Source organism: Pedobacter sp. ASV28 (genome assembly GCF_016428855.1).
Lineage (GTDB): Bacteria > Bacteroidota > Bacteroidia > Sphingobacteriales > Sphingobacteriaceae > Pedobacter.
In genome coordinates, this window is the sequence record NZ_JAELTN010000005.1 from 108,805 (window position 1) to 134,173 (window position 25,369).

Annotated in this window: 20 protein-coding genes; 10 read left to right on the forward strand and 10 right to left on the reverse strand. The window is 37.7% G+C overall.

What is annotated here, in order from left to right; translation table 11 throughout:
• Positions 1-17 precede the first annotated feature (17 nt).
• On the reverse strand, positions 18-2,498 hold the full coding sequence (locus tag JHD79_RS03115) for an ATP-binding protein (RefSeq protein WP_199117715.1): 2,481 nt from the start codon (positions 2,496-2,498) through the stop codon (positions 18-20).
• 174 nt (positions 2,499-2,672) lie between these two features.
• On the opposite strand from JHD79_RS03115, the gene JHD79_RS03120 reads away from it, so the two are divergent.
• From JHD79_RS03120 to JHD79_RS03155, 8 genes are all read left to right on the forward strand, one after another.
• Entirely contained in the window at positions 2,673-3,362 is a 690-nt protein-coding gene (locus JHD79_RS03120; protein WP_199117717.1) for a YafY family protein, read from the forward strand.
• A 199-nt stretch (positions 3,363-3,561) separates the two neighbouring features.
• A complete protein-coding gene (locus tag JHD79_RS03125) occupies positions 3,562-4,059 on the forward strand; it encodes a DinB family protein (RefSeq protein ID WP_199117719.1) in 498 nt (165 codons plus the stop codon).
• Positions 4,060-4,148: 89 nt separating this feature from the next.
• Complete coding sequence (gene rluF / locus JHD79_RS03130) at positions 4,149-5,090, forward strand: 23S rRNA pseudouridine(2604) synthase RluF (RefSeq protein ID WP_199117721.1); 942 nt, start codon at positions 4,149-4,151, stop codon at positions 5,088-5,090.
• Positions 5,091-5,177: 87 nt separating this feature from the next.
• The gene (locus JHD79_RS03135) at positions 5,178-5,744 is read left to right on the forward strand and encodes an NfeD family protein (protein WP_199117722.1); all 567 of its coding nucleotides are present in this window, start codon (positions 5,178-5,180) and stop codon (positions 5,742-5,744) included.
• A 1-nt stretch (position 5,745) separates the two neighbouring features.
• Positions 5,746-7,281, forward strand: a complete 1,536-nt coding sequence (locus JHD79_RS03140; protein ID WP_199117724.1) for a flotillin family protein — start codon at positions 5,746-5,748, stop codon at positions 7,279-7,281.
• A 71-nt stretch (positions 7,282-7,352) separates the two neighbouring features.
• A complete protein-coding gene (rlmN, locus tag JHD79_RS03145; protein WP_199117758.1) occupies positions 7,353-8,402 on the forward strand; it encodes a 23S rRNA (adenine(2503)-C(2))-methyltransferase RlmN in 1,050 nt (349 codons plus the stop codon).
• Between the two features lie 48 nt (positions 8,403-8,450).
• Positions 8,451-9,149 carry a ComF family protein gene (locus tag JHD79_RS03150; protein WP_199117726.1) on the forward strand — a complete coding sequence of 233 codons (699 nt, stop codon included), beginning with the start codon at positions 8,451-8,453 and terminating at the stop codon, positions 9,147-9,149.
• A complete protein-coding gene (locus JHD79_RS03155) occupies positions 9,149-10,534 on the forward strand; it encodes a right-handed parallel beta-helix repeat-containing protein (RefSeq protein ID WP_199117728.1) in 1,386 nt (461 codons plus the stop codon). The genes JHD79_RS03150 and JHD79_RS03155 overlap by 1 nt, the downstream gene beginning before the upstream one ends.
• A gap of 114 nt (positions 10,535-10,648) precedes the next feature.
• On the opposite strand, the gene JHD79_RS03160 is transcribed toward JHD79_RS03155, so the two are convergent.
• Positions 10,649-13,411, reverse strand: coding sequence for a PAS domain S-box protein (locus JHD79_RS03160; protein WP_199117730.1), 2,763 nt, complete (start codon positions 13,409-13,411; stop codon positions 10,649-10,651).
• Between the two features lie 12 nt (positions 13,412-13,423).
• Entirely contained in the window at positions 13,424-14,695 is a 1,272-nt protein-coding gene (gene glyA, locus JHD79_RS03165) for a serine hydroxymethyltransferase (protein ID WP_199117732.1), read from the reverse strand.
• Between the two features lie 175 nt (positions 14,696-14,870).
• On the opposite strand from glyA, the gene dxs reads away from it, so the two are divergent.
• Both dxs and JHD79_RS03175 read left to right on the forward strand, forming a co-directional pair.
• On the forward strand, positions 14,871-16,799 hold the full coding sequence (gene dxs / locus JHD79_RS03170) for a 1-deoxy-D-xylulose-5-phosphate synthase (protein ID WP_199117734.1): 1,929 nt from the start codon (positions 14,871-14,873) through the stop codon (positions 16,797-16,799).
• 39 nt (positions 16,800-16,838) lie between these two features.
• Positions 16,839-17,765 (forward strand): GDP-L-fucose synthase, encoded by a 927-nt coding sequence (locus JHD79_RS03175; RefSeq protein ID WP_199117736.1) that lies wholly within the window; start codon positions 16,839-16,841, stop codon positions 17,763-17,765.
• Between the two features lie 44 nt (positions 17,766-17,809).
• Here JHD79_RS03175 and JHD79_RS03180 read toward each other — a convergent pair whose 3' ends face one another.
• From JHD79_RS03180 to JHD79_RS03210, 7 genes are all read right to left on the reverse strand, one after another.
• The gene (locus JHD79_RS03180) at positions 17,810-19,429 is read right to left on the reverse strand and encodes a gliding motility protein RemB (protein WP_199117738.1); all 1,620 of its coding nucleotides are present in this window, start codon (positions 19,427-19,429) and stop codon (positions 17,810-17,812) included.
• A gap of 7 nt (positions 19,430-19,436) precedes the next feature.
• Positions 19,437-21,377 carry a nucleoside-diphosphate sugar epimerase/dehydratase gene (locus JHD79_RS03185; RefSeq protein WP_199117740.1) on the reverse strand — a complete coding sequence of 647 codons (1,941 nt, stop codon included), beginning with the start codon at positions 21,375-21,377 and terminating at the stop codon, positions 19,437-19,439.
• Between the two features lie 83 nt (positions 21,378-21,460).
• Positions 21,461-22,438, reverse strand: coding sequence for a glycosyltransferase family 4 protein (locus tag JHD79_RS03190; protein WP_199117742.1), 978 nt, complete (start codon positions 22,436-22,438; stop codon positions 21,461-21,463).
• Between the two features lie 26 nt (positions 22,439-22,464).
• Positions 22,465-23,229 (reverse strand): glycosyltransferase family 2 protein, encoded by a 765-nt coding sequence (locus tag JHD79_RS03195; protein WP_199117744.1) that lies wholly within the window; start codon positions 23,227-23,229, stop codon positions 22,465-22,467.
• Between the two features lie 27 nt (positions 23,230-23,256).
• The gene (locus tag JHD79_RS03200; protein WP_233164541.1) at positions 23,257-24,186 is read right to left on the reverse strand and encodes an NAD(P)-dependent oxidoreductase; all 930 of its coding nucleotides are present in this window, start codon (positions 24,184-24,186) and stop codon (positions 23,257-23,259) included.
• Positions 24,179-25,096 (reverse strand): NAD-dependent epimerase/dehydratase family protein, encoded by a 918-nt coding sequence (locus tag JHD79_RS03205; RefSeq protein ID WP_199117746.1) that lies wholly within the window; start codon positions 25,094-25,096, stop codon positions 24,179-24,181. Before JHD79_RS03205 ends, JHD79_RS03200 begins: the two co-directional genes overlap by 8 nt.
• A 5-nt stretch (positions 25,097-25,101) precedes the next feature.
• Positions 25,102-25,369 (reverse strand): hypothetical protein (locus JHD79_RS03210; RefSeq protein ID WP_199117747.1); only part of this gene is annotated, 268 nt, incomplete at its 5' end.

Genomic DNA, 25,369 nt, shown 5'->3' on the forward strand with positions numbered 1-25,369 from the left:
ATAACACGGATAGCAACTTATGGCATTGAATAAACACGTTCTTCAATAGTACTCAACAATAGGTTAAGCTGCTCAAGTAACTTTGATAGTCGCAATTTAGTAGCCTCTTCAATGACATTTTGAACCGCCACTTCCTGTTCCAATTGCCTAAATGCCGCTCCCAATTCCTTCGCACCGATCTGTGCAATACGGCCTGCTAGTCGATGTACCACTAATCTTATTGCAGATTGGTCTTCAATCGCTATGCTGTGCCTCAAAATTTCTTGGTCTTCTTCGCAATCACGCATAAAGCTAGCCAATATCCTAGCCATCATTTTTTGGTCGCCCATTGTCATTTTCTTTAAGGAACTGCCATCAAACCCAATGTTTTTTTCCGCTAATGGCGATATCTGGAAAAGTGCCAATAAATCCTCTGCCTTAAACGGTTTCATTATTATTCCTTCAAAACCTTGGTCCAATACGGCTTGCCTTTCATCAGGCAATACCTGTGCAGTGATAGCATAATATTTTATGGACGAAGAAAGCTTAGTTTTCAATTGTTGGTAAAGTTCAAGCCCTGTTATCCCTTCCAAGCGCATATCAATAAGTACATAGGCCAGATTTTCGTCGGGGTGTTGGGCCAATACTTCTTCAGCGGTACTAAAGGTTTTATAAGGAATATGATGGGCAGAAAAAATCAGGGCACATAACTCCAAAATAAGTCGGTCGTCATCTATTACCCATATGGTTTTGTTTGTTTCTACCACTTTAGCCTCCTGTTCTTTTGCCATCTGCAGGGGTAAAGCAGTGATGATAAATTTTAGGTATACTACAAAGATTGTACCTTCACCTACCTTGCTCTTGACATTAATTCTTCCATTTTGAGCATCTATCAAAGTTTTCACAATAGCCAGTCCTAGTCCGGCTCCATGCCTGTTGAGCTCTTGCTTATCTGGCGCATCTGCCTGTTCAAATTCTTTGAAAATCTTATCATGGTCTTCCTCTGCAAACCCAATACCTGTATCTTCAACATTAAAATAACAATGCAGGTCATCATCCTTGCGTTTACATTCTACCTTTAGTTTTACATGGCCTTTCCTGGTGAACTTAATGGCATTCCCCAAAAGATTATATAGAACTTGTTTTAACCTGAAAGCGTCTCCACTTATCCAGCGTTCTCCGCCCAAATTAAAATCTGCAATCAACTGCAACCCTTTCTGCTCTGCCAAAGGTTTCATTGCAGCAATTACTTCTTCCAAAAGCTTTAAAAGGTCGAAATCCACATTTTCAAAACTAAACTCTCCAGAAATAATGCGATTATAATCCAATACTTCATTTACGATCTGTAACAAGTGTACAGACGATTGATGGATGGCCGCCACATGCCTTTTATTTGGATTTTCTTGCTTGGCAACCAATTCGGCATAACCTAAAATGGCTTGTAAGGGTGTTCTGATTTCATGGCTCATATTGGAAAGGAAGCGTTGTTTGGCTTTTCCATGGTACTCTGCCTCATCTTTTGCTTTTTCCAAGGCAAGTCGGTATTTATTGTTCTTGGTAATATCTGTTAAAATAAGGTAGCCAAGCACCAATGTAATTAGAAAAAAGCCAACAATGATAATTTTGATCTGGAATACGCCCTCGTTAACAACTTCTTTTGCCTGAAATCCATTTTGGTCTATCTGTACTAGCGCTTCGGCCTCCACTTCTCTTAAAACATTTAACATCTGCTTGGTCAGGGCGTTGCTTGAACTCGCCAATTCTGATTCCCTCCTTAGAAAACGATCACTTTTTTTACGTTGTTCTGTTTCTATGGTCCTCAATGTCGCTTCCACGTCACGCATCAAGCTATCTTGAACCTGTTGATTTAAGGTATCACGCTTAATCTTATATTCTTCTGTGATAATTTTATAAACCTCCGACTTCTTTTTACCAAACAGCCGACTTAAAAACCCTCTTGATTTTTGTTCTTCTTCTGGAGCCAATGTTGTGGTAGAAGTAGCTGTTTCCGTGGTAAATACAGCACTATCAGCCTCTCTGGTCCGTTGAGAGAAAAGTTCATTCAGTTTAGCCACTTCGTCTGAAAAGGATTGGGTATTCACCAATGTCTCTTTTACTTCTAGGTATAATAAGAACTGCTTATCACGATCTACCAATAAACGCTTTAGGATTTTTATTCTCTTAAGTTGCTCTTCATCATTGGCATAGAGCGTAGTGAGCGTATCCAAGCTCTTGCGTAAGTTTTTGGTAGCCAAAAAGAAATTAATGTTATTATGTTGTGGCTCTCTTTGTAGCTGATCTAAACCCGATATCTGATGTGAGAGCTTATTCACGATACGTAACTTATCGTTAGGTGCCGATATTTTTTCTACCGTGCCCAAAATTTCACCAAATACAAATTTACTCACGCCCCAAGCCAACAAAAGGGCAAAACAAGCAAATAGAAATCCTAGGATAACCTTGCCCTTGGTGGCCGTAAAAAATGGTTTTTGGCTTTGAACTGCCGATTTGATGGTCATATTTAAAATACAACCACAAAACACGCACCGAAAATGATCTTTTTATTTAAAAATTTTATTACTTAGACCTTATCAACTAAGCATTGAGACAGTCTGTAACCTACCCATTTTTGATCATGCAACGATTACTTTAAGATTTTATAATTTAGCGTTTCCTTACTTTATCTTTGTGATATGAACAGAATTGATCGGCTTTTTGGCATTCTTATTTTATTGCAATCTAAAAAGCATGTAACTGCCGAGCACATTGCCGATCGCTTTGAAATCAGTGTCCGTACAGTTTACAGAGACATTAAAGCTTTGGCAGAACAGGGCATTCCGCTAAGTTTTGAAGCCAATAAAGGGTATTTTATTGTACAGGGCTATTTTCTACCACCAGTTTCTTTTAATACCGACGAAGCTGGTGCCTTGCTCATCATGGAACGTTTTCTGGAGGGTTTTGCCGACAAATCTATTAAACAGCATTATCACAGCGCCTTAGACAAGGTTAAGAATGTACTGAAAACCAACCAAAAAGAAGTGCTGGAAAACCTAAACCAGCACATCAAACTACAGTTGCCCGAGCGGCTAAAAAATGATTTCGAATATCTGGCTGCTATTCAAAGTGCTATTACCGCTAAACATAGTATACTCATTAACTATAAAAACAACAAAGGAGAGGTTAGCAAACGGGAAATCGAACCTATTGGATTAATTTTTTATGCTTTTGGCTGGCATTTAATTGCTTGGTGCAACCTAAGGACCGAATACCGAGATTTCAGGATAGACCGAATCATCGACATCACAAATACTCATCAGCCTTTCAAAAAAGACAAACATATGCCGCTCGATGACTACATGAAATTACTTCCAGTAGATTTTTAATATTTAGAAAGCCAACAGCATTCAACACCCGCAATTTCAGCCCGCTTTACGCTTCTCCAGATATAAAATCGGGCCCCACTTCAATCGGGCTTATACAACAAATGAAATTCAAAAAAGAATCAACCCGAAAAGGCACTGCCATAGGGTTGTCAGTTGCACCTATTTTCTTTGTCTCAACAAAAAAAATTAGTTCAACATCATGAAAATCATCGAAGAATTATTAAAAGAGCTAGCCTATGAGGCAGAAATTACGCGCAAATTTTTAAAAATCGTTCCAGTAGAAAAATTTGACTGGGCACCACATGAAAAAAGCATGAAGATGAAGGCTTTGGCCACCCATCTGGCAGAACTTCCCAGCTGGATCGGCTTAGCCCTAAATACCGAAGGCTTAGATTTCGCTACCACTCCTTACGAACCTGTTGAAATTAAAGACCATGCAGATTTACTGGTGTACCTTAATGAAAATGTAGCGACAGCCAAGGCTGATCTGGAAAAAATAACAGAGGCAGACCTTGATGGCAGATGGGTAATGCGTAGTGGTGAAACCATACATGCAGACCTGTCCAAGTACGAAACCATTAGACATAGCTTTTCCCAAACTTCACACCACAGGGCACAATTGGGCGTTTATCTTCGCCTATTAAATATTCCCATACCTGGTACCTATGGACCAAGCGCAGATGATCATTCCTTCTAAAAGTTATATTTTTCTAGCTATCTGATTTCATCTTACGTTTATTCGAATTAGAATTGGTTACTTTGTAGATCATTTAACCAATTCTAATTATGACCGAACACACCACCCGTTTAAACAAGTACATCAGCGAAAGCGGATTATGCTCAAGAAGAGCCGCAGATAGATATATTGAGCTGGGACAGGTTTTTATCAACGGGAAGAAGGCAAAAGTGGGAGATAAGGTCATTTTTGGAGACCTGGTAAGCGTAAATGGTCAGAACATTGAGCCTAGACAAGCTGAAAATGCCGTGATATTGGCCTATAACAAGCCCATAGGGATTACAAGTACTACGGAAGGGAACGTAAAAGGGAACATTGTAGAACATGTTAATTACAGTGAAAGGGTTTTCCCTATTGGACGACTGGATAAAGATTCCCAAGGATTGATCTTTTTAACCAATAATGGCGACTTGGTCAATAAAATCTTAAGAGCCGGGAACAATCACGAAAAGGAATATGTAGTAACGGTGAACAAACCTGTTACGGAACATTTTCTAGAAGGCATGAGCAAAGGTGTTCCTGTTTTAGGTGTAATGACCAAAAAATGTAAAGTAAAAAAAGAGAGTGCCAATATATTTCGAATTACCCTTATACAAGGATTAAACCGGCAAATTCGTAGAATGTGTGAACATTTTGGTTATGAAGTGACCAAGCTGGAACGTGTACGCATTATGAACATTAACCTAAAAGGCCTGGCTGTTGGCGATTGGCGCGAGCTTACCGAGGAAGAGCAGAATGACATCTATAAGCTGGTAGCCAAATCAAGCTCAGACGCCACTCCGAAGAAAAAAAACACCACATCACCTGTAAAAAACAAAGTTAAGTCCGAAAACGCAAAGTCAAATCGCCCTGCCAAAACAGCCCCGAAAACTAAAGCTAAAACTACTACTGGAGCTGGTAACGATTGGTTTAAAAACAATGGAACGAATAAGAGAAGTAGCGCTCCAAAAGGAAAGTTTGGCACCTCATCTACTAGAGGCAAAAGGAAATAAGTAACCGTTTTATCGTCCAAAATTTAGAGATTACTTTCAAAACTTACTCTAAATAGCTATATTTACGGGGAACCGACAGCTAAATCTATGGACGCATTAAATAACTTAGAACCTTTACTAAAGGTATTTTGGTACATTGCTATTCCTATCAGTGCAATCTTCTTAGTTCAAACCATCATGACCTTTATAGGCGCAGATTCTGGGGATGGTATTGACGCCGACTTTGATGGAGATCTTGATCATGCGAACGCCCCGTTCCAGCTTTTTTCCTTTAGAAACCTTATCAATTTTTTATTGGGCTTCAGCTGGACAGGTATATCGTTCTATGGCCTGGTTAACAGCAAACCTTTATTGATTACCTTATCAGTTATCATTGGTGCTGCTTTTATCATGATCTTTTTTATCACCATCAAACAAATTCAAAAATTAGCGGAGAACAATACTTTTAAAATTGAAAGTCTATTACATAGAACTGCTTCTGTATACCTCCGCATTCCTGAACATAGAACTGGCACTGGCAAAATTCAAGTCAGTGTAAACGGCTCATTCAGAGAAATAGATGCCATCACCAATCAAGAACAGATTACAAGTGGATCAACCATCAAAATAGTAAAAATAGAAAGCAACAATTTAGTACTCGTAGAAAAAATATAACATGGAAAACCTTTTACAATCGCCTATTACGATCATTTTAATTGCCGTTATTGTCATATTCGTAACCCTCTCTGCCCTATTGGCCAGGTATAAACGTTGTCCTTCAGATAAAATTTTGGTGATTTATGGCAAAACTGGTGGTACTTCTGCTAAATGTATACATGGTGGAGGTGCATTTATCTGGCCAGTTATTCAAGATTTTGCCTACCTCGACCTAAAACCTATCTCTATTGAAGCAAACTTGGTAAATGCCTTAAGCAGGCAAAACATAAGGGTCGACGTACCTTGTAGGTTTACGATTGCCATCTCTACAGAGACCGACAGCATGAACAATGCTGCAGAACGATTATTGGGCTTGGTCCCTTCTGATATTCAAGAATTATCAAAAGACATCCTATTTGGTCAGCTACGTCTGGTCATTGCCACCATGACCATCGAAGAAATCAATTCGGATCGTGATAAATTTTTAGATAACATCTCTAAAAACGTAGATACCGAATTAAAGAAAATCGGTCTAAAACTGATCAATGTAAACGTAACCGATATTAAAGACGAATCGGGATATATCGAGGCACTAGGTAAAGAAGCTGCGGCAAAGGCTATTAATGAAGCGATTATTAGCGTAGCAGAACAAACCAAAATTGGAGAAACTGGTAAGGCCATTGCCGATAGGGAAAAAGATGTACAGATTGCGGAAACCCAACGCGAACGTGATGTAAAAATTGCCATTACCCAAAAAGACAGGGAAATTAGCATTGCTTCTGCTGCCAAAGATGAAGCCATTGGTAAAGCTGAAGCCGAAAGAGATACACGTATTAAAACCTCAGAGGCCAATGCCATTGCGGTAAAAGGCGAAAACGAAGCTAAGATAGAAATTGCCAGTTCAGATGCTCTACGCAGAGAGAAAGAAGCAGAGTCGTTAAAAATTGCGGTAGCTGCGGAAAAAGTTCAACAAGCAAAAGCCTTGGAAGCATCTTATCTGGCAGAGCAAAAAGCCGAAGCTGCCCGTTCTGAAAGAGAAAGAGCCACGCAAATAGCCAATATTGTTATTCCGGCAGAAATAGCCAAACAAAAAGCCATCATACAAGCTCAGGCTGATGCAGAAACCATCAGGGAAAATGCCAAGGGCGAGGCTGATGCCATTTACGCCAAGATGGAAGCCGAAGCAAAGGGTCTCTTCGAAATTTTAACCAAACAAGCAGAAGGTTACCGCGAAGTAGTCTCCGCAGCAGGCGGCGACCCTACCAAAGCTTTCCAATTATTGTTAATTGAAAAACTACCTGAACTTGTAAGAACACAGGTAGAAGCTGTTAAGAACATTAAAATTGATAAGATTACTGTTTGGGATTCTGGAAATGGCGCTAATGAAAATTCATCGACCGCCAATTTTGTATCTGGCATGATGAAGACCGTTCCACCTCTAAATGACCTGTTCAATATGGCAGGGCTAAACCTTCCTACCTACCTTAAGGGAAATGACGAAGGAGTAGAAACTTCTACCCTAAATCAAATTAATGAAGACGGGACAAAAGCTTAAGTTTTGTTTACTTATTGATAAAGCTGATGACAGCAGTATTGTCATCAGCTTTTTTTTGTAATTTTGCAGCAATGCAAAGCACAAGAAAAATAGATATCCGTTCTTTAGACCTTAAGCAGCTCCAACAGCACTTCACAGAGATGCAAGAACCTGCTTATCGGGCTAAACAGGTATACCAATGGCTTTGGGAAAAATCTGCACGGAGTTTCGACGAAATGAGCAATCTCTCTAAAGATTTGCGCAAAAAGCTGGAAGAACACTATTCCATTAACATTGTTGAAATCAATAGTGCACAGTTCAGCAACGATCATACCATTAAGAATGCATTTAGGCTTTACGATGGAAACATTGTAGAAGGCGTACTCATACCTACAGACGAAAGAATGACCGCTTGTGTAAGCTCTCAGGTAGGCTGTAGCTTGACTTGCAAATTCTGTGCTACAGGTTATATGGATCGTAAAAGAAACCTTAATGCAGATGAAATTTATGATCAGGTAGTTTTAATAGATAAACAAGCTAGAGCGCATTACAACATACCATTAACCAACATTGTATACATGGGCATGGGCGAACCCTTACTCAACTATGCCAATGTATTAAAATCTATCGAAAGAATTACCGCAGCTGACGGGCTCAACATGTCTTATAAACGCATTACGGTCTCTACCGCTGGTATTGCAAAAATGATCAAGAAGCTGGGAGATGATGGCGTAAAATTCAATTTGGCACTCTCACTACATGCCGCTAATGATGTAAAGCGTCATGAAATTATGCCCATTACCGAACATAATTCCCTAAAGGCACTGGCAGAAGCTTTAAAGTACTATTTTCAAAAAACAAAAAACCCAGTTACTTACGAATACATTGTTTTTAATCACTTTAATGATGAAATACAGGATGCCATGGAATTAGCCAAATTCTGTAAACATGTACCCTGCAAAGTTAACCTGATCGAATATAATCCTATCCAATTTGCCGATTTTGTTAATGCAGAGGGCGATAAGATCGATGCTTTTGCCAATTATCTTCGCAAGCAGGGAATTACCACCAACATTAGGCGTAGCCGAGGCAAGGATATTGATGCTGCCTGCGGCCAACTTGCCGTAAAGGAAAAAGCATAAACCTCATCGCAACAACACCTAATTATTTAAAAATTAGTACCTTGTATAATGTTTTTCATAAAACGATATACAGAAGACTTGCTAAACCTCCTCTTTCCAGAACTCTGTAATGGATGTGCCCAATTGTTATATCGTGGTGAAAAGGAAGTCTGTACCAAATGTCTCTACGATTTACCCTATACAGATTTCCACTTATACCCAGACAACCTGGTAGCCAAACAACTCTGGGGCCGACTTCCCTTAAATGCGGCCATGGCCATGCTGTACTTTAAAAAAGGTACCAATGTGCAAAACATGATCCACAGCTTAAAATATAACCATAAATGTGGCATGGGTACGGTGTTTGGAAAGCTCTTGGCAAAGAGACTGAAAAAAAGTGAATTTTATAATGATTTAGACCTCATCATCCCTGTTCCCCTGCATCTTAAAAAACTTAAATTAAGAGGATACAATCAAAGTGAGTATATTGCAAGTGGTTTATCGGAAGAACTGGCCGTTCCTATCAGTACCAAAAATTTGCTAAGGCGCCAAGCAACCGAAAGCCAAACCAAAAAGGCCAGATACACAAGATATGAAAACATGAAGGATGTTTTCACTGTTAAAGATAAAACAGAAGTTTTAGATAAACATATCCTCTTGGTAGACGATGTAATCACTACCGGAGCAACTTTGGAAGCCTGTGGTAGTACCTTATTGAAAAATGGAGTTAAAAAATTAAGTATAGCGGCAGTTGCCTTTGCGGAATAATGAGACAGATCAAACTATTTTTATTACTTTCTATACTAAGTATCTTTTTTGTGGCCTGCAACAAAGAGGAGAACATTACTTTCGATCCAAGTGCAAAGCTCAACTTTTCTACGGATAGTGTATTGTTTGATACCGTTTTTACTTCTATCGGTTCTACCGTACGTAGGTTTAAAGTTTTCAATTATAACACCAAAGCCATAAATATAGAGGAGATAAAAATTAATGGGGGTTCCAATTCTCCATTTAGTATTAACGTGAACGGCAAACAAGTGATAGAAACCAAAAACCTGGTCATTAACGGCAAGGATTCCATCAACATCTTGGTGAAAGTAAATATTAATCCGACCGGCCAAAACCAGCCCTTCATTGTTCAAGATTCGATATTATTATTTTTTAATGGGAAGAAAGAAAAAATTCCCTTGGTAGCGTATGGACAGAATGCCATTTTTGTTAAAAATGCCACCATTAACAATAATACCATTTGGGATAGTAACCTTCCCTATATTATCTACAACTCCGTAACTGTTGCCGAAAATACCACTTTAACCATTAACCCAGGAACAAGAGTCTTATTCCATAGTGGTTCGATCATGAACGTTAAAGGCACCTTAATTGCCAATGGCTCTTTAAAAGACAGTATTTTATTTGCCAGCGATAGAACAGAAAGAATTTATGAAGATGAACCAGGGCAATGGAACGGCATCCACTTTCATAGTAGCAGCAAAAACTCAATCATTGGCCATACGATATTAAAAAATGCAATAGCTGGAATTACAGTCGATTCGCTATCCAGCAATAATAATCCTAAACTGACGCTGGTAAATTCCATTATAAAGAATATGCAGGTAGTAGGTTTTCTAGGCTATCACACCGATTTAGCTGCATTTAACAACCTATTCTTCAATTGTGGACAATACCTCATCTACGGAGTTGGAGGAGGTAACTACAACCTTAAACAAAATACATTCGGGGCCTACAATTATAACTTTGCCCGTAGAACACCCGCCATTAATCTTTCTGATTTTATCAGCACAAATGAATTTGCCCCTTTAAACGCCGAGATTATTAACAATATTATTTGGGGAAGTTTAGACGAAGAATTTTCAATTGAAAAGAAATCAAGTGCTATCTCTACAATAGAGGTTAAAAATAACCTGATTAAAACTAAACTGAACATTTACACGGGCAACGGAAATATCTTAAATGTCGACCCTCTATTTCTTAATCCAAGAAGGGGAATTTTTAAATTAGATGCGACTAGCCCAGCGCTTAAAAAAGGGCTAAATTTAAGTAGCGACCGCTATTTTAGCGCTTATCTATCCAAAGACATCCTAGCAAAAGAAAGATTATTCCCCTCAGATTTAGGGTGTTACCAGCACAACTAAAAAAAATAATTCGCCAATAAAACTTTTTAATAAATATTCTCGTTAATTATATCGAGAGCGTTAATTTAGATGGTAAGGGTCGACAATTCTATTCAGAATGTCGGCCCTTTACTTTTACAATAAATAATGTGAAAGTATCTTTTTTATCTCGGTTGGATTAAAAGGCTTTAAAATGTGTCCATTCATTCCGCTCTCTTTAAATTTGCTTTCTTCATCATGTAAAGTTGAAGCTGTTAACGCTACGATAGGCAGCTTTTTATAATAATCTCCATCAAGTCCCCTGATAATGGTTGTGGTCTCGAATCCATTGATTCCAGGCATTTTGATGTCCATAAATACTAAATCATAGTTCTTTTGTGTAATGCATTCTATGGCCTTATATCCATCAGAGGCGAAATCTATAGTCAGTCCCCATTTCATCAGAATACGTTTAGCAATTAAAATATTGATTTCGTTATCATCAACCACCAACACTCTTTTTCCTTCAAAAACTACCGGCTTGGCTTCTTTCAGTATGGCTGTTTGTGAAGCCTTATTGAAATGTATAAGAAATGAAAAAGTAGTTCCCTTGCCTTCAATGCTGTTTACCTGAATATCAGACCCATAAAGTTTAAGCAGCTTTTTGGTGATGGCCAAGCCCAAACCTGTTCCTCCATATTTTCTTGAAATGTCAGCCTTTGCCTGTGTAAAGGTTTCAAATATATATTCTTTTTTATCACTAGGGATTCCAATTCCATTATCGGCAATTTCAAAATAGATATCAGCAGCATCAGCCTGTTCTCCAAATAGCTTAACTTTTAGATCTACCCTACCTTTATTGGTAAATTTAATGGCATTCCCCAAAAGGTTCATTAAAATCTGGTATAGCCTGGTTTTATCACCTAGAAGCAATCCCGGTATTTTTTGATCATAATGTAAGGTAAGTACATTCTTCTTTTTTTGGGAACTAACCTGCAAGGAGTTAACAATGTCATTACATAAGTTACTTAAGCTTAATGGCAAAAACTCCAGATTTAAATTACCAGTCTCTATTTTAGTAAAGTCTAAAACATCATTAATGATATTTAACAAATTCTCTCCAGAGAACTTTAAAATATTCAGATCGTCAATTTGGGAGGCTTTGGGATCATTATCAATTAACAGATGGGTCATCCCTATAATGGCATTCAGAGGCGTCCTAATTTCATGGCTCATTACGGAAAGGAACATTTCCTTAGCCTCGCTAAGCTGCAAGGCCTGCTCTTTCGCCAAAACCATATCATGTTCTACCTGCTTACGTTCTGTAATATCGGCAATGAGTTCAACCTGCCGTTCCATCACACCATTTCCATTGATAATTGGCGTGTTCGACACCGATAACCATATGGGGGTGCCATCTTTTTTATTGGCAAAGACTTCTATCGAGAATGATTTTTTATCCATCGCACTTCGCCGGGAATTCAAAATCAAGTCTTTGTCAGTATCTTCTGTAGAAAGCACATCGCCCAGCATCCTACCCGAAAGTTCCTGAAAGGAATAACCAATCATTTCTTCCAACGATTTGTTCACCCATGTAATAGCGCCCGATTGATCATAAATGGCTACTCCCGTATTTGTTTTACTGGCCACTGTTGATAGTACTTCCAATTCCTGCTCGGCCTTTTTCTTATCTGTCACATCTATGATAATCTCTATCTCCGTTTCCACATCTCCATCTTCCTTTAAGATTATAGTGCTATAAATGGATAGCCAGATTTTCTGTTTATCTTTTCTGTAAGCCAGCACATCGACCGTAAAAGATTTCTTTTCTTGGGTGAGCTGCCTCGCTTTTTCTATAACCGACCAATCTGTTTCTGGTCCTCTTATGAGGTCACCAAGGGGTTTGCCCTGAATATCTTCCAAAGTAAAGCCAGTGATCTCTGTAAATGCACTATTGGCCCAGCTCACACGATTGTAGTTATCGCTAATTACTACACCATTATTCACTTTACTTGCCACAAAAGATAACCGTGTCAATTCCGCCTCTAAACGCTTACTTTCTGTAATATCCCTACCATAGCTATACCACCTGTCTCCCTTAGAAACCATACTCCAGCTCAACCATTTTACCTGCTGTTGCTTTCCTTTTATCCTAAAGTCCAATGCGAACTGCTTCACCTTACCCTTAAGGCCAAGTTCTAAATGATGGGTTATTCTTTCAATATCATCCTTATAGCAAAAGCCCCACATGCTTTTACCCAATGTTTCCTCAACGGAGTAACCTAATAGAGAAATTACTGCCTGATTGATAAAAAGTATGTTTCCTTCCCTACTTAAAATACAATGTATCTCTGGAGAGGCCTGAAATACATTGATGAATTCTTCTGAACGTTTCGTTTGAGCTTCGAGCTGAAGGTTTTTTCGACGTAAGCTAAGTTGGGTTACGATCTGTATCGATAAAGTTTGTAATGCCTCGATTTGAACAGCATTCAAATCTTTGGGATGGTCATCTACCACACAAAGACAGCCCAAATAAAATCCATCAAGATCCTTTAAGGGTACACTTGCATAAAACCTCAATTGATCTTGCGATGATAATAATGGACTATTAATAAAAAAGGGATCTTTAGTCATGTCTTTTACCACATAAACTCTATCCAGTAGCATAGTGTGTTGACAAACACTTCCTTCCCTTGAAAAAACCCTCTGAGTAGTTACCAGACCTATAGTAGATTTAAAAATAATCTTGTCTCGGTCTATAAAAGAGATATAAGATTTGGAAGTGGCAGCAATTTGAGCTGCCAGCTTCACTAAGTTATCTAATTCATTCTCTAGCCCAGCCCCCAACACATCATATGAGTAAAGCGCAGCTAGGCGCTGCTCTTCCATTTCTGCGTTTGGAGGAGGCTTTTTTGACATCTTAGATAAGATTTATTTATAAAGTGGGAAACGGCTCACCAAAGCTTGAACTTTAGTTTTTACCCCGTTTAACACACTCTCATCTTCTGGATTGCTCAGTACTTCATCTATCAAGTCTACAATTTGCGACATTTCTGTTTCCTTAAACCCTCTAGTGGTAATAGCTGCAGTTCCTACTCTCATTCCCGAAGTAACAAATGGAGATTTATCATCAAAAGGAACCATATTTTTATTTACGGTAATGTCTGCCTTTTCTAAGGCATTCTCTGCAAGCTTACCCGTTATATTCTTATTTCTCAGGTCAATTAACATCAGGTGGTTATTGGTCCCTCCAGAAATGATACCATATCCTTTAGCTACAAATGCCTTAGCCATTGCTTGTGCATTGGCACCCACTTGCTTAATATAATTTAAATAATCATCAGTTAATGCTTCTCCAAACGCGATTGCTTTTGCTGCTATAATATGCTCTAGCGGTCCTCCTTGGGTACCTGGAAATACGGCCATATCCAATAACGAAGACATCATCCTAATTTCTCCCTTAGGTGTTTTTAAGCCGAATGGATTTTCAAAATCTTTCCCCATCATGATCATACCGCCACGAGGTCCCCTTAATGTTTTATGTGTAGTAGTGGTTACAATATGACAGTGAGGTAGCGGGTCTGCCAATAATCCCTTAGCTATAAAGCCAGCAGGGTGCGAAATATCTGCCAATACCAAAGCTCCAATCTTATCGGCTACGCTACGAATAAAAGCATAATCCCATTCCCTAGAATAGGCAGAAGCCCCACATATGATCAGTTTTGGCTTTTCAGCTAAAGCAATCTCTTCCAGTTTGGCATAATCGATCAATCCATCCTCTTTTTTCACTCCATAGAACAAAGGCTGGTAAAGTTTTCCAGAAAAATTAACCGGAGAACCATGAGTCAAATGTCCTCCATGAGAAAGATCAAACCCTAAAATCTTATCTCCAGGCTGGATAACAGCTAACATTACTGCGGCGTTGGCCTGAGCACCAGAATGGGGTTGAACGTTTACCCATGCTGCCCCAAAAAGTTTTTTAGCTCTTTCAATAGCTATGTTTTCTATCTCATCTACTATTTGGCAACCACCATAGTAGCGTTTTCCCGGTAGGCCTTCAGCATATTTATTGGTCAATACCGAACCTGCCGCTTCCATTACCTGTTTACTCACGAAATTTTCAGAAGCGATAAGTTCTAATCCGTGTTCTTGTCTGTCTAATTCTTTGTTAATTAAATCGAAAACTAATGTATCTCTGTTCATTATGGGGAAATATGTATTTCGGGTAAAAATACTTAATTTATTACTTAATACAATGGGATAATATAGATAACCACGTCATTCTCATTAACCTTCTAAGGTCATAACTTCTAATTTGAAACAATTCTTAATGAAAGTATTAAACAAAATACCGTAATTTGTGCTTTTAAAATTTTGCATGGAAGTTAAGACGGGCGCTTTATTATCAACTATAAATTATCCTGAGGATTTAAAAAAATATAGTGAACAAGACTTGGAGCAGATTTGCCAGGAATTACGTCAGTATATTATTGATGTTGTCAGCGTAAACGGTGGACATTTTGGAGCTAGTCTAGGCGTTGTAGAACTCACTGTTGCATTGCACTATGCATTAAACACCCCATATGACAAATTGATTTGGGATGTGGGACACCAAGCTTATGGGCATAAGATATTAACGGGGCGAAGAGAGCTGTTCCATACCAATAGAATTATCAACGGCATTAGCGGCTTTCCAAAAATCGGAGAAAGTGAATACGATACTTTTGGTGTAGGCCATTCATCGACTTCCATCTCTGCTGCCTTGGGAATGGCTGTAGCCTCTCATTACAAAGGAGAAAAAAACAGGCAACATGTAGCCGTAATAGGTGATGGCGCCATGACAGCTGGCCTAGCATTTGAAGGCTTAAACCATGCAGGGATTGAAAAATCCAACCTACTGGTGATCTTAAATGACAACTGTATGTCCATAGATCCAAATGTTGGCGCCCTAAAAGAATACCTTACTAGTATCACTACTTCTAAATCATACAACAGGTTTAGGGATGATGTTTTCAACGTATTGACCAAACTCTCTGAACTTGGACCCAATGCACAGAAGTATGTTAAAAAAATACAGAAAAGTATAAAAGGCACTTTACTAAAGCAAAGTAATTTTTTCGAGGCATTAAACTTCAGGTATTTTGGACCTGTTGATGGCCATGATGTAAAACGCTTGGCTGCTACCATTAAAGACTTGTCCAGTATCCCTGGGCCAAAGTTACTGCATTGCGTTACCGTAAAAGGTAAAGGCTTTGCATTAGCTGAAAAAGATCAGACCAAATGGCATGCTCCAGGTCTCTTTGATAAAATTACAGGAGAAATTAAAAAATCTGTTTCCGAGAAACCTCAGCCTCCAAAGTATCAGGATGTTTTTGGCCATACCATGGTAGAGTTGGCAGAAGCCAATTCCAAAATTGTGGGTATAACGCCAGCTATGCCATCTGGTTCTTCATTAAACATCATGATGAAAGCAATGCCCCACAGGGCATTTGACGTAGGAATTGCCGAGCAACATGCCGTTACTTTTTCTGCGGGCTTAGCTACACAAGGTTTGGTTCCTTTCTGTAACATCTACTCAAGCTTTATGCAAAGGGCTTATGATCAAGTCATTCATGATGTAGCTATACAAAATCTTAATGTGGTTTTTTGTTTAGATAGAGCTGGCCTAGCTGGAGCCGATGGTGCCACTCACCATGGTGCCTATGACTTGGCCTTCATGCGTTGCATTCCCAATATGATTGTAGCTTCTCCAATGAACGAAGAAGAGCTAAGAAACCTCATGTATACTGCCCAACAAGAAAATATGGGGCCTTTTACTATTCGTTATCCAAGGGGCAATGGTGTAATGCCAGACTGGAAGCGCTCTTTCAAAACCCTAGAGGTTGGAAAAGGTCGGAAGATATGCGATGGCGAAGATGTAGCCTTATTGACCATTGGACATGTTGGCAACTTTGCTGTTGAAGCTTGCAAAGAATTAAACAGTGAAGGTATACACCCCGCACATTACGATTTGAGATTTGTAAAACCACTAGATACTGATTTGCTACATGAAGTGTTTACACGTTATAAAAACGTAATCACAGTAGAAGATGGTTGCCTACAAGGCGGAATGGGAAGTGCGGTTATTGAATTCATGGCCGATCATCATTATAAAGCTGATGTCATTAGGCTTGGCATACCAGACGAAGTAATAGAACATGGAGAACAACCTGAACTTTGGGCACTTTGCGACTATGACACTAATGCCATCATCAAGGCTGTTAAAAGAGTGGCAATAGGTAGAACAACCAAGACAATTGCATCCTAAGCCATCATCCACTCTCTTAATAAAGAGAATAAAACACACATGGAAAAAAGATCTAAAATATATGTAGCAGGCCATAGAGGAATGGTTGGCTCTGCGATTTACAGAAAACTACTAAAAGAAGGTTTTCAAAATATTATTACCAGATCATCAGAAGAGTTAGACCTAAGAAACCAACAAGCCGTTACAGATTTTTTTTCCTTGGAAAAACCCGATTATGTTTTCTTGGCAGCAGCAAAAGTTGGAGGTATCATCGCCAATAATACATATAGGGCAGACTTCCTTTATGAAAATTTAGCTATTCAAAATAATGTGATCCATCAGTCGTATATAAATGGCGTAAAGAAATTAATGTTTTTAGGCTCTAGCTGTATTTATCCAAAACTAGCACCTCAACCGCTTAGAGAAGATTATTTATTGACTGGGCTATTGGAGCCAACCAACGAACCTTACGCTATTGCTAAGATAGCTGGCATTAAAATGTGTGATGCCTATAGAGATCAATATGGATGTAATTTTATTTCAGTAATGCCTACAAACTTGTATGGGCTTAATGATAATTATCATCCAGAAAATTCACATGTATTACCTGCCTTAATTAGAAAATTTGACGAAGCCAAAAATAATGACAGCAAAGAAGTGGTTATTTGGGGGACTGGTTCGCCGATGCGAGAATTTTTATTTGCAGATGATTTAGCTGATGCCTGTTATTTCCTAATGGAAAAATATAATGAACCTAATCTGATCAATATTGGCACGGGAGAAGACTTAACTATCAAGGATTTGGCTTTTCTAGTTAAAAAGGTAGTTGGTTTTGATGGTAAATTGGTTTTTGACACAAGCAAGCCCGATGGTACACCACGCAAACTTATGGACGTTTCGAAATTACATAAACTAGGCTGGAGGCATCATATTGAACTGGAAGATGGCTTAAAACTTGCTTATCAAGACTATTTGAGTAAGAAATAAAAAAAGGGCGATTGCCCCTTTTTTATTTCATTATTGACAGCTCCTTAAAAATCATAATACAAATTTCTAAAACTACTTCTCAAACCGAAAGTAACCATCGCTGTTCTATTATTAATTAAAGTATTTCTTTCTTGCCTCAAAAGAGCACCGAGTTCTATCTTCAAATTATATTTCGGATTTAGCAGATAGGCTGCCTTGCCCTGTAATATGTAAAGATCTGTTTTTATCCCCTGACCAATGTGGCTACCATAATCCACAGAGCGACTTTCATAATTCTTGAAAATATCTTTTCCATAATTTGCACCTGTAGGATCCAGACCATACATGGCATAAAGTGCCTGTCCCTGAAAATCAAATCTCTTTAAGCTATAGTTTAAGATACCCAAAAACTCTCTAAAATTAGCTCCATAGGGATGCGCCAAGGCTTCATTATAATTAGAATAATTAGAAAGTCTATTAAAATGTGCATAAGTATAAGGACGGGCGGTATTAAATTCTGCTAAATAATTCAATCCGGGGACATTGAATAAATCAGCACCCCTTAATCCCAACTGAATGGCCCATTTATTAGCCCAGTATCCGTTTCCTTTAAAAAATTCTTTCGCTGTAAATTCATCGAACATGAACTGTCCATAAAGCGCTGTTTTCTGAAGTAGCTCATATTTAGCGTTAAGCCCCAATCTCATCTTATCAGGCGAAAAGCTGTTGGCACTTTCAACAGGCCTCAAGAATATAAAAGGGTGGATATAATTAAAATCAAACCCTCTTTTACCTTCTACTTCTGCATCTGCCCAGGTAACCGCCTGAAAAAAGCCTAAGGACAACCTATTGGTCACATTCCAGTCTATATAATGTGCAGCCATCCATTTCCCCCTATCACCCAGTCTTCTATCATTGGTCAGCTTAGGTGCTCCAGGATCCAACATGTAGGCAAAAATAGTCTGATATTGAACACTTCCCAAGGTTGCTCTCACCCTAAAAAAAGAATAATTGGAAGACACATCGGATAATAGCATTGATCGATAACCATCCCCAATAAAGTTTTTATCATAGCCTAATGCAAAGTTAAGGTACTTATTCGGCGTATAAGAAAGCAATGCGGTAACATAGGTCCAATCTTGTTTGTCTTGGGCTAGCTTACCATAACCCTGTCCTGGAACTACCTGGTTACTTACCACATAGTTATTGATATAATCGGCAAACTTACCCTGATTTTCGAAACCATTCAAATAGAATGAGAAGTTTTTACCTACATTACCCCCTACCTGAAAACCCCTGGTATTTAACCAAGTCGTCCTGTTCCCACTAAAGTCTCTACCTATTTGAAAGTCAGGGAGGAAATCAGCATAGATGTTGTAATCTTCATTAGAAAACTGAAGCAGGTGCTCCTGAAATAGTTTACGGTATACCCAACTTTTTCTATTCAAACTATCTACACCATAATTCATTAACGAATCATACCTAAGCTTTAAATAAGGATCGTCAGCATTAAAGCCCTTAATAGAAGAATGGAATTTATATTTGGTATCATATGCCGAACGATTTAGCTTCTGATACAATTGATAATCATAAGGAATCTGCTGATTGGGAGTTGGTATAACATCCTGTGCCTTAACATTAAAAACAGAAATGGCTAATAATGCCGTTAAAATATAATTTTTCATTAAAGAATTAATCATTTACGACACTATCCAATTCCTCAAAAACAGAGTTTTTACTCTTAAACTCTTTCACCAATTTTTTCATGGCAATCACTACCTGTCTATCGTCATTTGTTTTTGCATATTGAAAAAGTTCATATATCTGCTCTTCAATTTCAGCAAAAACATATTCTCTTACCTTACCTATCATGATTTTCTCATGATGAGTAGGCATTGTATTTTCATTATCGTTTAACAACTCTTCAAATAGCTTTTCTCCAGGCCGTAAACCCGAATATTGTATCTTTATGTCTTGATTTGGGATCAATCCAGCCAACCTGATCATTTTTTTGGCAAGCTCTACAATCTTAACAGATTTACCCATATCGAATATGTAGATTTCTCCACCTTTACCCATACAGCCTGCCTCAAGTACCAATCTGCAGGCCTCTGGTATGGTCATGAAATATCTGGTAATTTCCGGGTGGGTAACCGTTAACGGTCCTCCCTTTTCTATTTGCTGTTTAAACCTAGGTATCACTGATCCATCTGAACCTAAAACATTACCAAAACGGGTAGTAATAAATTTGGTAATTGGCTTTACTTCCAATTCATTTATATAGCTTAGTCCATTGCTAAAAACAAAGTCTTTTCTATTTAAAGAGTTGTTCAGCGATTGCACATATATTTCAGCAATGCGCTTGGATGCTCCCATAATGTTGGTAGGATTTACGGCCTTATCGGTAGAAATCATCACAAACTTTTGCACACCATGCTTTACCGATAGATCGGCTATTATCTTTGTCCCTAATACATTTGTTTTAATGGCCTCTGCCGGATTATCTTCCATTAAGGGTACATGTTTATACGCTGCCGCATGATATACATAATGAGGCCTATAGGTCTCAAAAAGATGCATCATCCTTTTTTCATCCTTCACATCCCCTACAAAAGCATGAAAATTGGTATTGGTATGTGTTTCTTCCAGTTCTAAATAAATGTGGTGCAATGCTGTTTCAGACTGGTCACAGAGTATAATCAGGCCAGAATCAAAGTTCATTAATTGCCTTACAATCTCGCTGCCTATGGAACCTGCAGCTCCAGTAATCAAGATCCTTTTATCCTTTAATTGATTTTGTAAACCTTGGATATCTATTTCTATAGGCTTACGGTTTAAAAGATCTTCAATATTGATATTCTGAATTTGAGCCGTATGTAGCTTACCCCCACCCCAAACATCGGCAGGAGGAATATTAAGCACAGTAACATTATGTTCCAAACAAACATCTACAATCTGGTTTTTCCGCTCCAAGGGAATAGTATAGGATGCAAAAATAATCTCGTCAACTTCATGCTCCTTAATCAACTCTTCCAGTTTGACAGCTGAAAGTATTTTAATACCATCTATGGTTTTACCTACCTTACGCTCTTCATCATCAACAAAGGCGATGATGGTTTTATTTACTTTTCCATCATGATCAAATGTTCTTTTTGTAGCTAAACCTGCTTCTCCTGCTCCATATATAATCACTTTTCGCTTATCAAGATTTAAGTTCTTGATGTACATGAAAAAATATTTGATCAATACCCTATAGGTAATTAAAAGCAGAAAAGAAGTTAATCCATTAACAATAAGAATGCTATTTGATATATATGGATCATGACCTATGGCAACAATAAAAAAGTTGAAAAAGAAAAATAGCCCATTGCTGATAACAACGGCAAAGAGTATCCTGAAAGTATCCTGTGCACTGGTATAACGAATAATACCGGCATAGGTCTTCACATTAAAGAATACGACAATATTAATTACACTTAATATTAATACGTTTCTACTAAACTCTACAATATCTATTCCGTTTAGAGCGAAGTTTAGTTTAATAGAATAAGCTGTGATCAGAGAAACTAAGCATATCCCTAAATCCAACAAGAAAATGATCCACCTAGGAACGATATTTATTTTACCAAACAAACCAGATTTTTTATATAATAAAGGTAAGATAAATATTGCATTCTCTCAAAGTTTTTACATCCGCATTAACGCGATTACTTTTTCTAACTTTCATACCTCACCAATAATTTAGTTTTACCTTCCATTTTAAAGCGTAACAGCAAGTACAATAAAACCACTCCTATAAATAGGCACATAGCATATGCTGTAGACTGCTTTACTAATAGAATCAAGATCATATTTATCAAGAACTGCGCCATAAAGTACAAGAAAGAAACAAAAAGATGGGAATATTTTAAATGGTTTACCAAATATTGATAGAAATGGCTTCGATGCGCTTCAAATATATTTTCACCCCTAAGTTTCCGAAAAAAGACAGTAAATGCAGTGTCCATTCCATAGATCAATAATAATAAAATATAGGATAGATTGCTGGTTTCCAAAATCAACTGGCCAATGATAAATATCAAAATGAATGCTATACTTACGCTCCCAACATCTCCGGCAAAACATTTAGCTTTCTTTCTAAAATTAAAAAAATTAAAGACCATAAGCGATAAGCCTACAACTATTAATAAATCTGATGAGGTAAAAGAAATTATTTCTTCATTTATATAATATAGTGTACCTATAGCTACCATACTATAACTACCCGTAATACCATTAATTCCATCCATGAAATTATAAGCATTGATCGTGGCTATTACAAATATAGCTGCCATAATTAACCAATACCAACTTAGGGCAAATAGGTCCCATTGCAAAAAAAGCAAGAGTACAGCGAAAAGATGCACACTTAATCGAACCTTATTGTTAAGTGTAAGTATATCATCTAAAAAACTGATCAGAGCGATAGAAAATAATCCCGAAACAAAGTATGGATAACTAAAATTATTTGTAAAGAACCATCCCAATATAGCAAGGGTAAAGATTATTCCGCCCCCACGAATAGTAATGGAAGTATGTGAACTTCGATAATTTGGCTTATCTATAATGTTATAATGATCTGCTATTTTGAAATACAGAATTTCCACAACAAATAGAAAACCCAATAAAATAGCGTAATGTCCAACGTTGTACATGAGTTATATAAAGTCTCTAAAGATATCTATTTTATAAGCAGACCTACTGTTTTTATTAGGTATTTAGCATAAATAAACATATAATTCGAGTAAAAATGATGATCTCTACATACTGTTAAAATATCTTTATTGTTTTTAATTATGCTAGTCCATCCATTTGTACTTTTACCTCCAGTACTCATCATTACCCAGTTTTCATCTATACATTTGTACGGAACTTTATGAAGGTATAAAAACCTTAACATTAAATCAAAATCACCTGCTATTTCCAAGTCTGTACGATAATTTCCATATCTTTCAAACAATTCTCTTTTAGCATAAAAGGCTGGGTGCGGAGGGGCCATGCCAAAACGGAACATCCATTTGCTAAATCGAAATGGATAATATCTACGAACTATTTTAGTTAAATTATCAGGATGAAAATAAGACAATTTACCAATAATGATCGGTAAACTTGTGTTACTAAATTCGTTTGCGATATCTTCCAAGACCAATTCATTGCTTAAATAATCATCACTGTGCAATAGTCCAATAATATCTCCGGTAGAGCGAGATATCCCTTTATTTAAGGCATCGTATATACCCAAGTCCTTTTCAGAATATATTTTAAGATTTTCTCGCCGAAATTTCTCAATAAAACCTAAAGTTCCATCTGTAGAAGCTCCATCCATTACGATTATTTCTACATTAGAATATGTTTGTTCTATTAATGAAGAAAGACATCTTGAAATGGTATTTTCTGCATTTTTGACTACAGTAATAATGGATATCTTGAGTGGGTTTTCTGACAAGGGGGAGAAATAATTATTATTAATGTGCTATTTTATAATGAAATTTTCTATGACCCTATTTGGTTTCCAACCCAAAACCTGTCTTGCCCTGGTATCATCGAAGGTTAAGGTTGATGCTAACTTCTTGAACTTATAGGCTCTAATTTTTGAAATAAAAGAAAGTTTATCAACCATTGACAATAACATTTTACCAAGCCAAATGGGAATGGTTCTAGGATGCTTATTACCTAACTGATCTGCCATTAAGATCGCCAATTCTTTAATAGTTGGGTGATAACCATCTGTTAAATTATATACACCTCCAATATTTATTGCGCTTGGTATAATTTTAGCTACATCATCAGCCATTACGATGCTCTTGCGCACCTGCTCTTGGATGTTAAAATAATACCCTTTGCTAATAGCTTTAATCATACTTGCCAAATTTCCTGGAGGTTTTTTCCCTGCTAGCAACGGGAGTCTTAGAATTAAATAAGTTACACTATTTTTTTTGCACCATTCCACCATTAATCCTTCCGCTGCTATCTTACTTTTACCATATGGGTGTTTAGAATATAGCGGAGTTTCTTCACAGAAGGAAGTACCCTCACTTACACCATAAACTGAGACAGAACTTATAAATACAACTGTTTTGGGTAACGAAGGCGCTTCTTCTAATGCTTTTAATAAATTTTTAGTGCCTATAGTATTAACATCAAAAAACTCTTCCTCTTCTCGAAGTGTTTTAGGGAAGCTATGCGCTTTACCAGCACAATGAATAATCACATCAAATTTCTCTATAAAACTTGGAATATTAATTGAAAGATCATAACAATAGGTATTCTCAATACTTCTTCCTAATGTTTTAACTTTCCACCCTATGGCACAAAAATGATCAACAATATGTTTACCTAAATAACCGTTGCCCCCAGTAACAAGACATGAATTCATACCCAACTCAATTGCCTCACTATTCATTTAAATTATCTTTTTGTATTTCTTTAAAAGAATTAGTCGTTACTAAAAGTCCTTCTTTTGATTTTATAGGCAACTGAATATTTAAAAAGCTTGTTATCTTTTCATTACTAACCACATAGCTTTCTGTTAATTTTTGCAATCGTTCTGAGTTTAATGGCAACTTAAATAGATCGCCTACTTTTGCTAAACTTTTAACTAGGCCTTTAGGAATTTTCAAAAATCTAGGATGTTTATTTGAAGCTTCAGCTAGTATTTTTATAACTTCACTTGTAGATAAAGCGTCATTATCAGCTACATTATAAATACCTGATGGAATATCTTTTTCTAACAATTGTTGAATCACGAAACAAAGATTTTCAATACTTAAAAAAGATCGCTTATTGTCAAAAGCAGCTAGTGGATAAGGAATACCCTTTTGAACAAACTTATAAAGCAAATTCAAATTCCCCTTATTTCCGGGGCCATGTATCATGCAAGGTCTTAAAATATAGTATGACTTTCCTTCGGGCAGTTCCTGAGCTTGTATGTACTGCTCTGCCATTAATTTAGATTTTCCGTAGTCTGTTTGTGGGTTTGGCTCATGGTCTTCTGTAAGTACAATGTCTACCTTATCTAAAGCTGCTTTTACCGAACTTATGAAGATAAATTTCTTTGTATCTGAATTTAAGAAAACATCGTAAAGCTTTTTAGTCAGCTCGAAATTTACTTGGTAATATTCCTCTGGTTTAGAAGTTTTCTTTAGATCGTGTGCTTTGCCTGCGAGGTGGATGATTGAATCTACTTCGTTGAGAATCAAATTCCCAGTAACTTCTTCTTTAGTTATGGTTTTGATTGATAAATGTAAATTCTTTAAAAAAGGGACTAAATTAGTTCCTACAAATCCCCTCGTTCCTGTTATGCTAATGTTCATATTAGTTATCTACATTGATCCCAAAATTCGGCGTCACTATCAACAAAAATATTATAGAGCCAGCCCTCTAATGATAGCTTTTTATAAAGATTTTCACTGATTGGCTGATAACTGTCTCTTATACACATCTCCGAGCCCACGAGACCTGCGTAAAAAGGGGGGGGGGGGGGGGGGGGGGGGGGGGGGGGGGGGGGGGGGGGGGGGGGGGGGGGGGGGGGGGGGGGGGGGGGGGGGGGGGGGGGGGGGGGGGGGGGGGGGGGGGGGGGGGGGGGG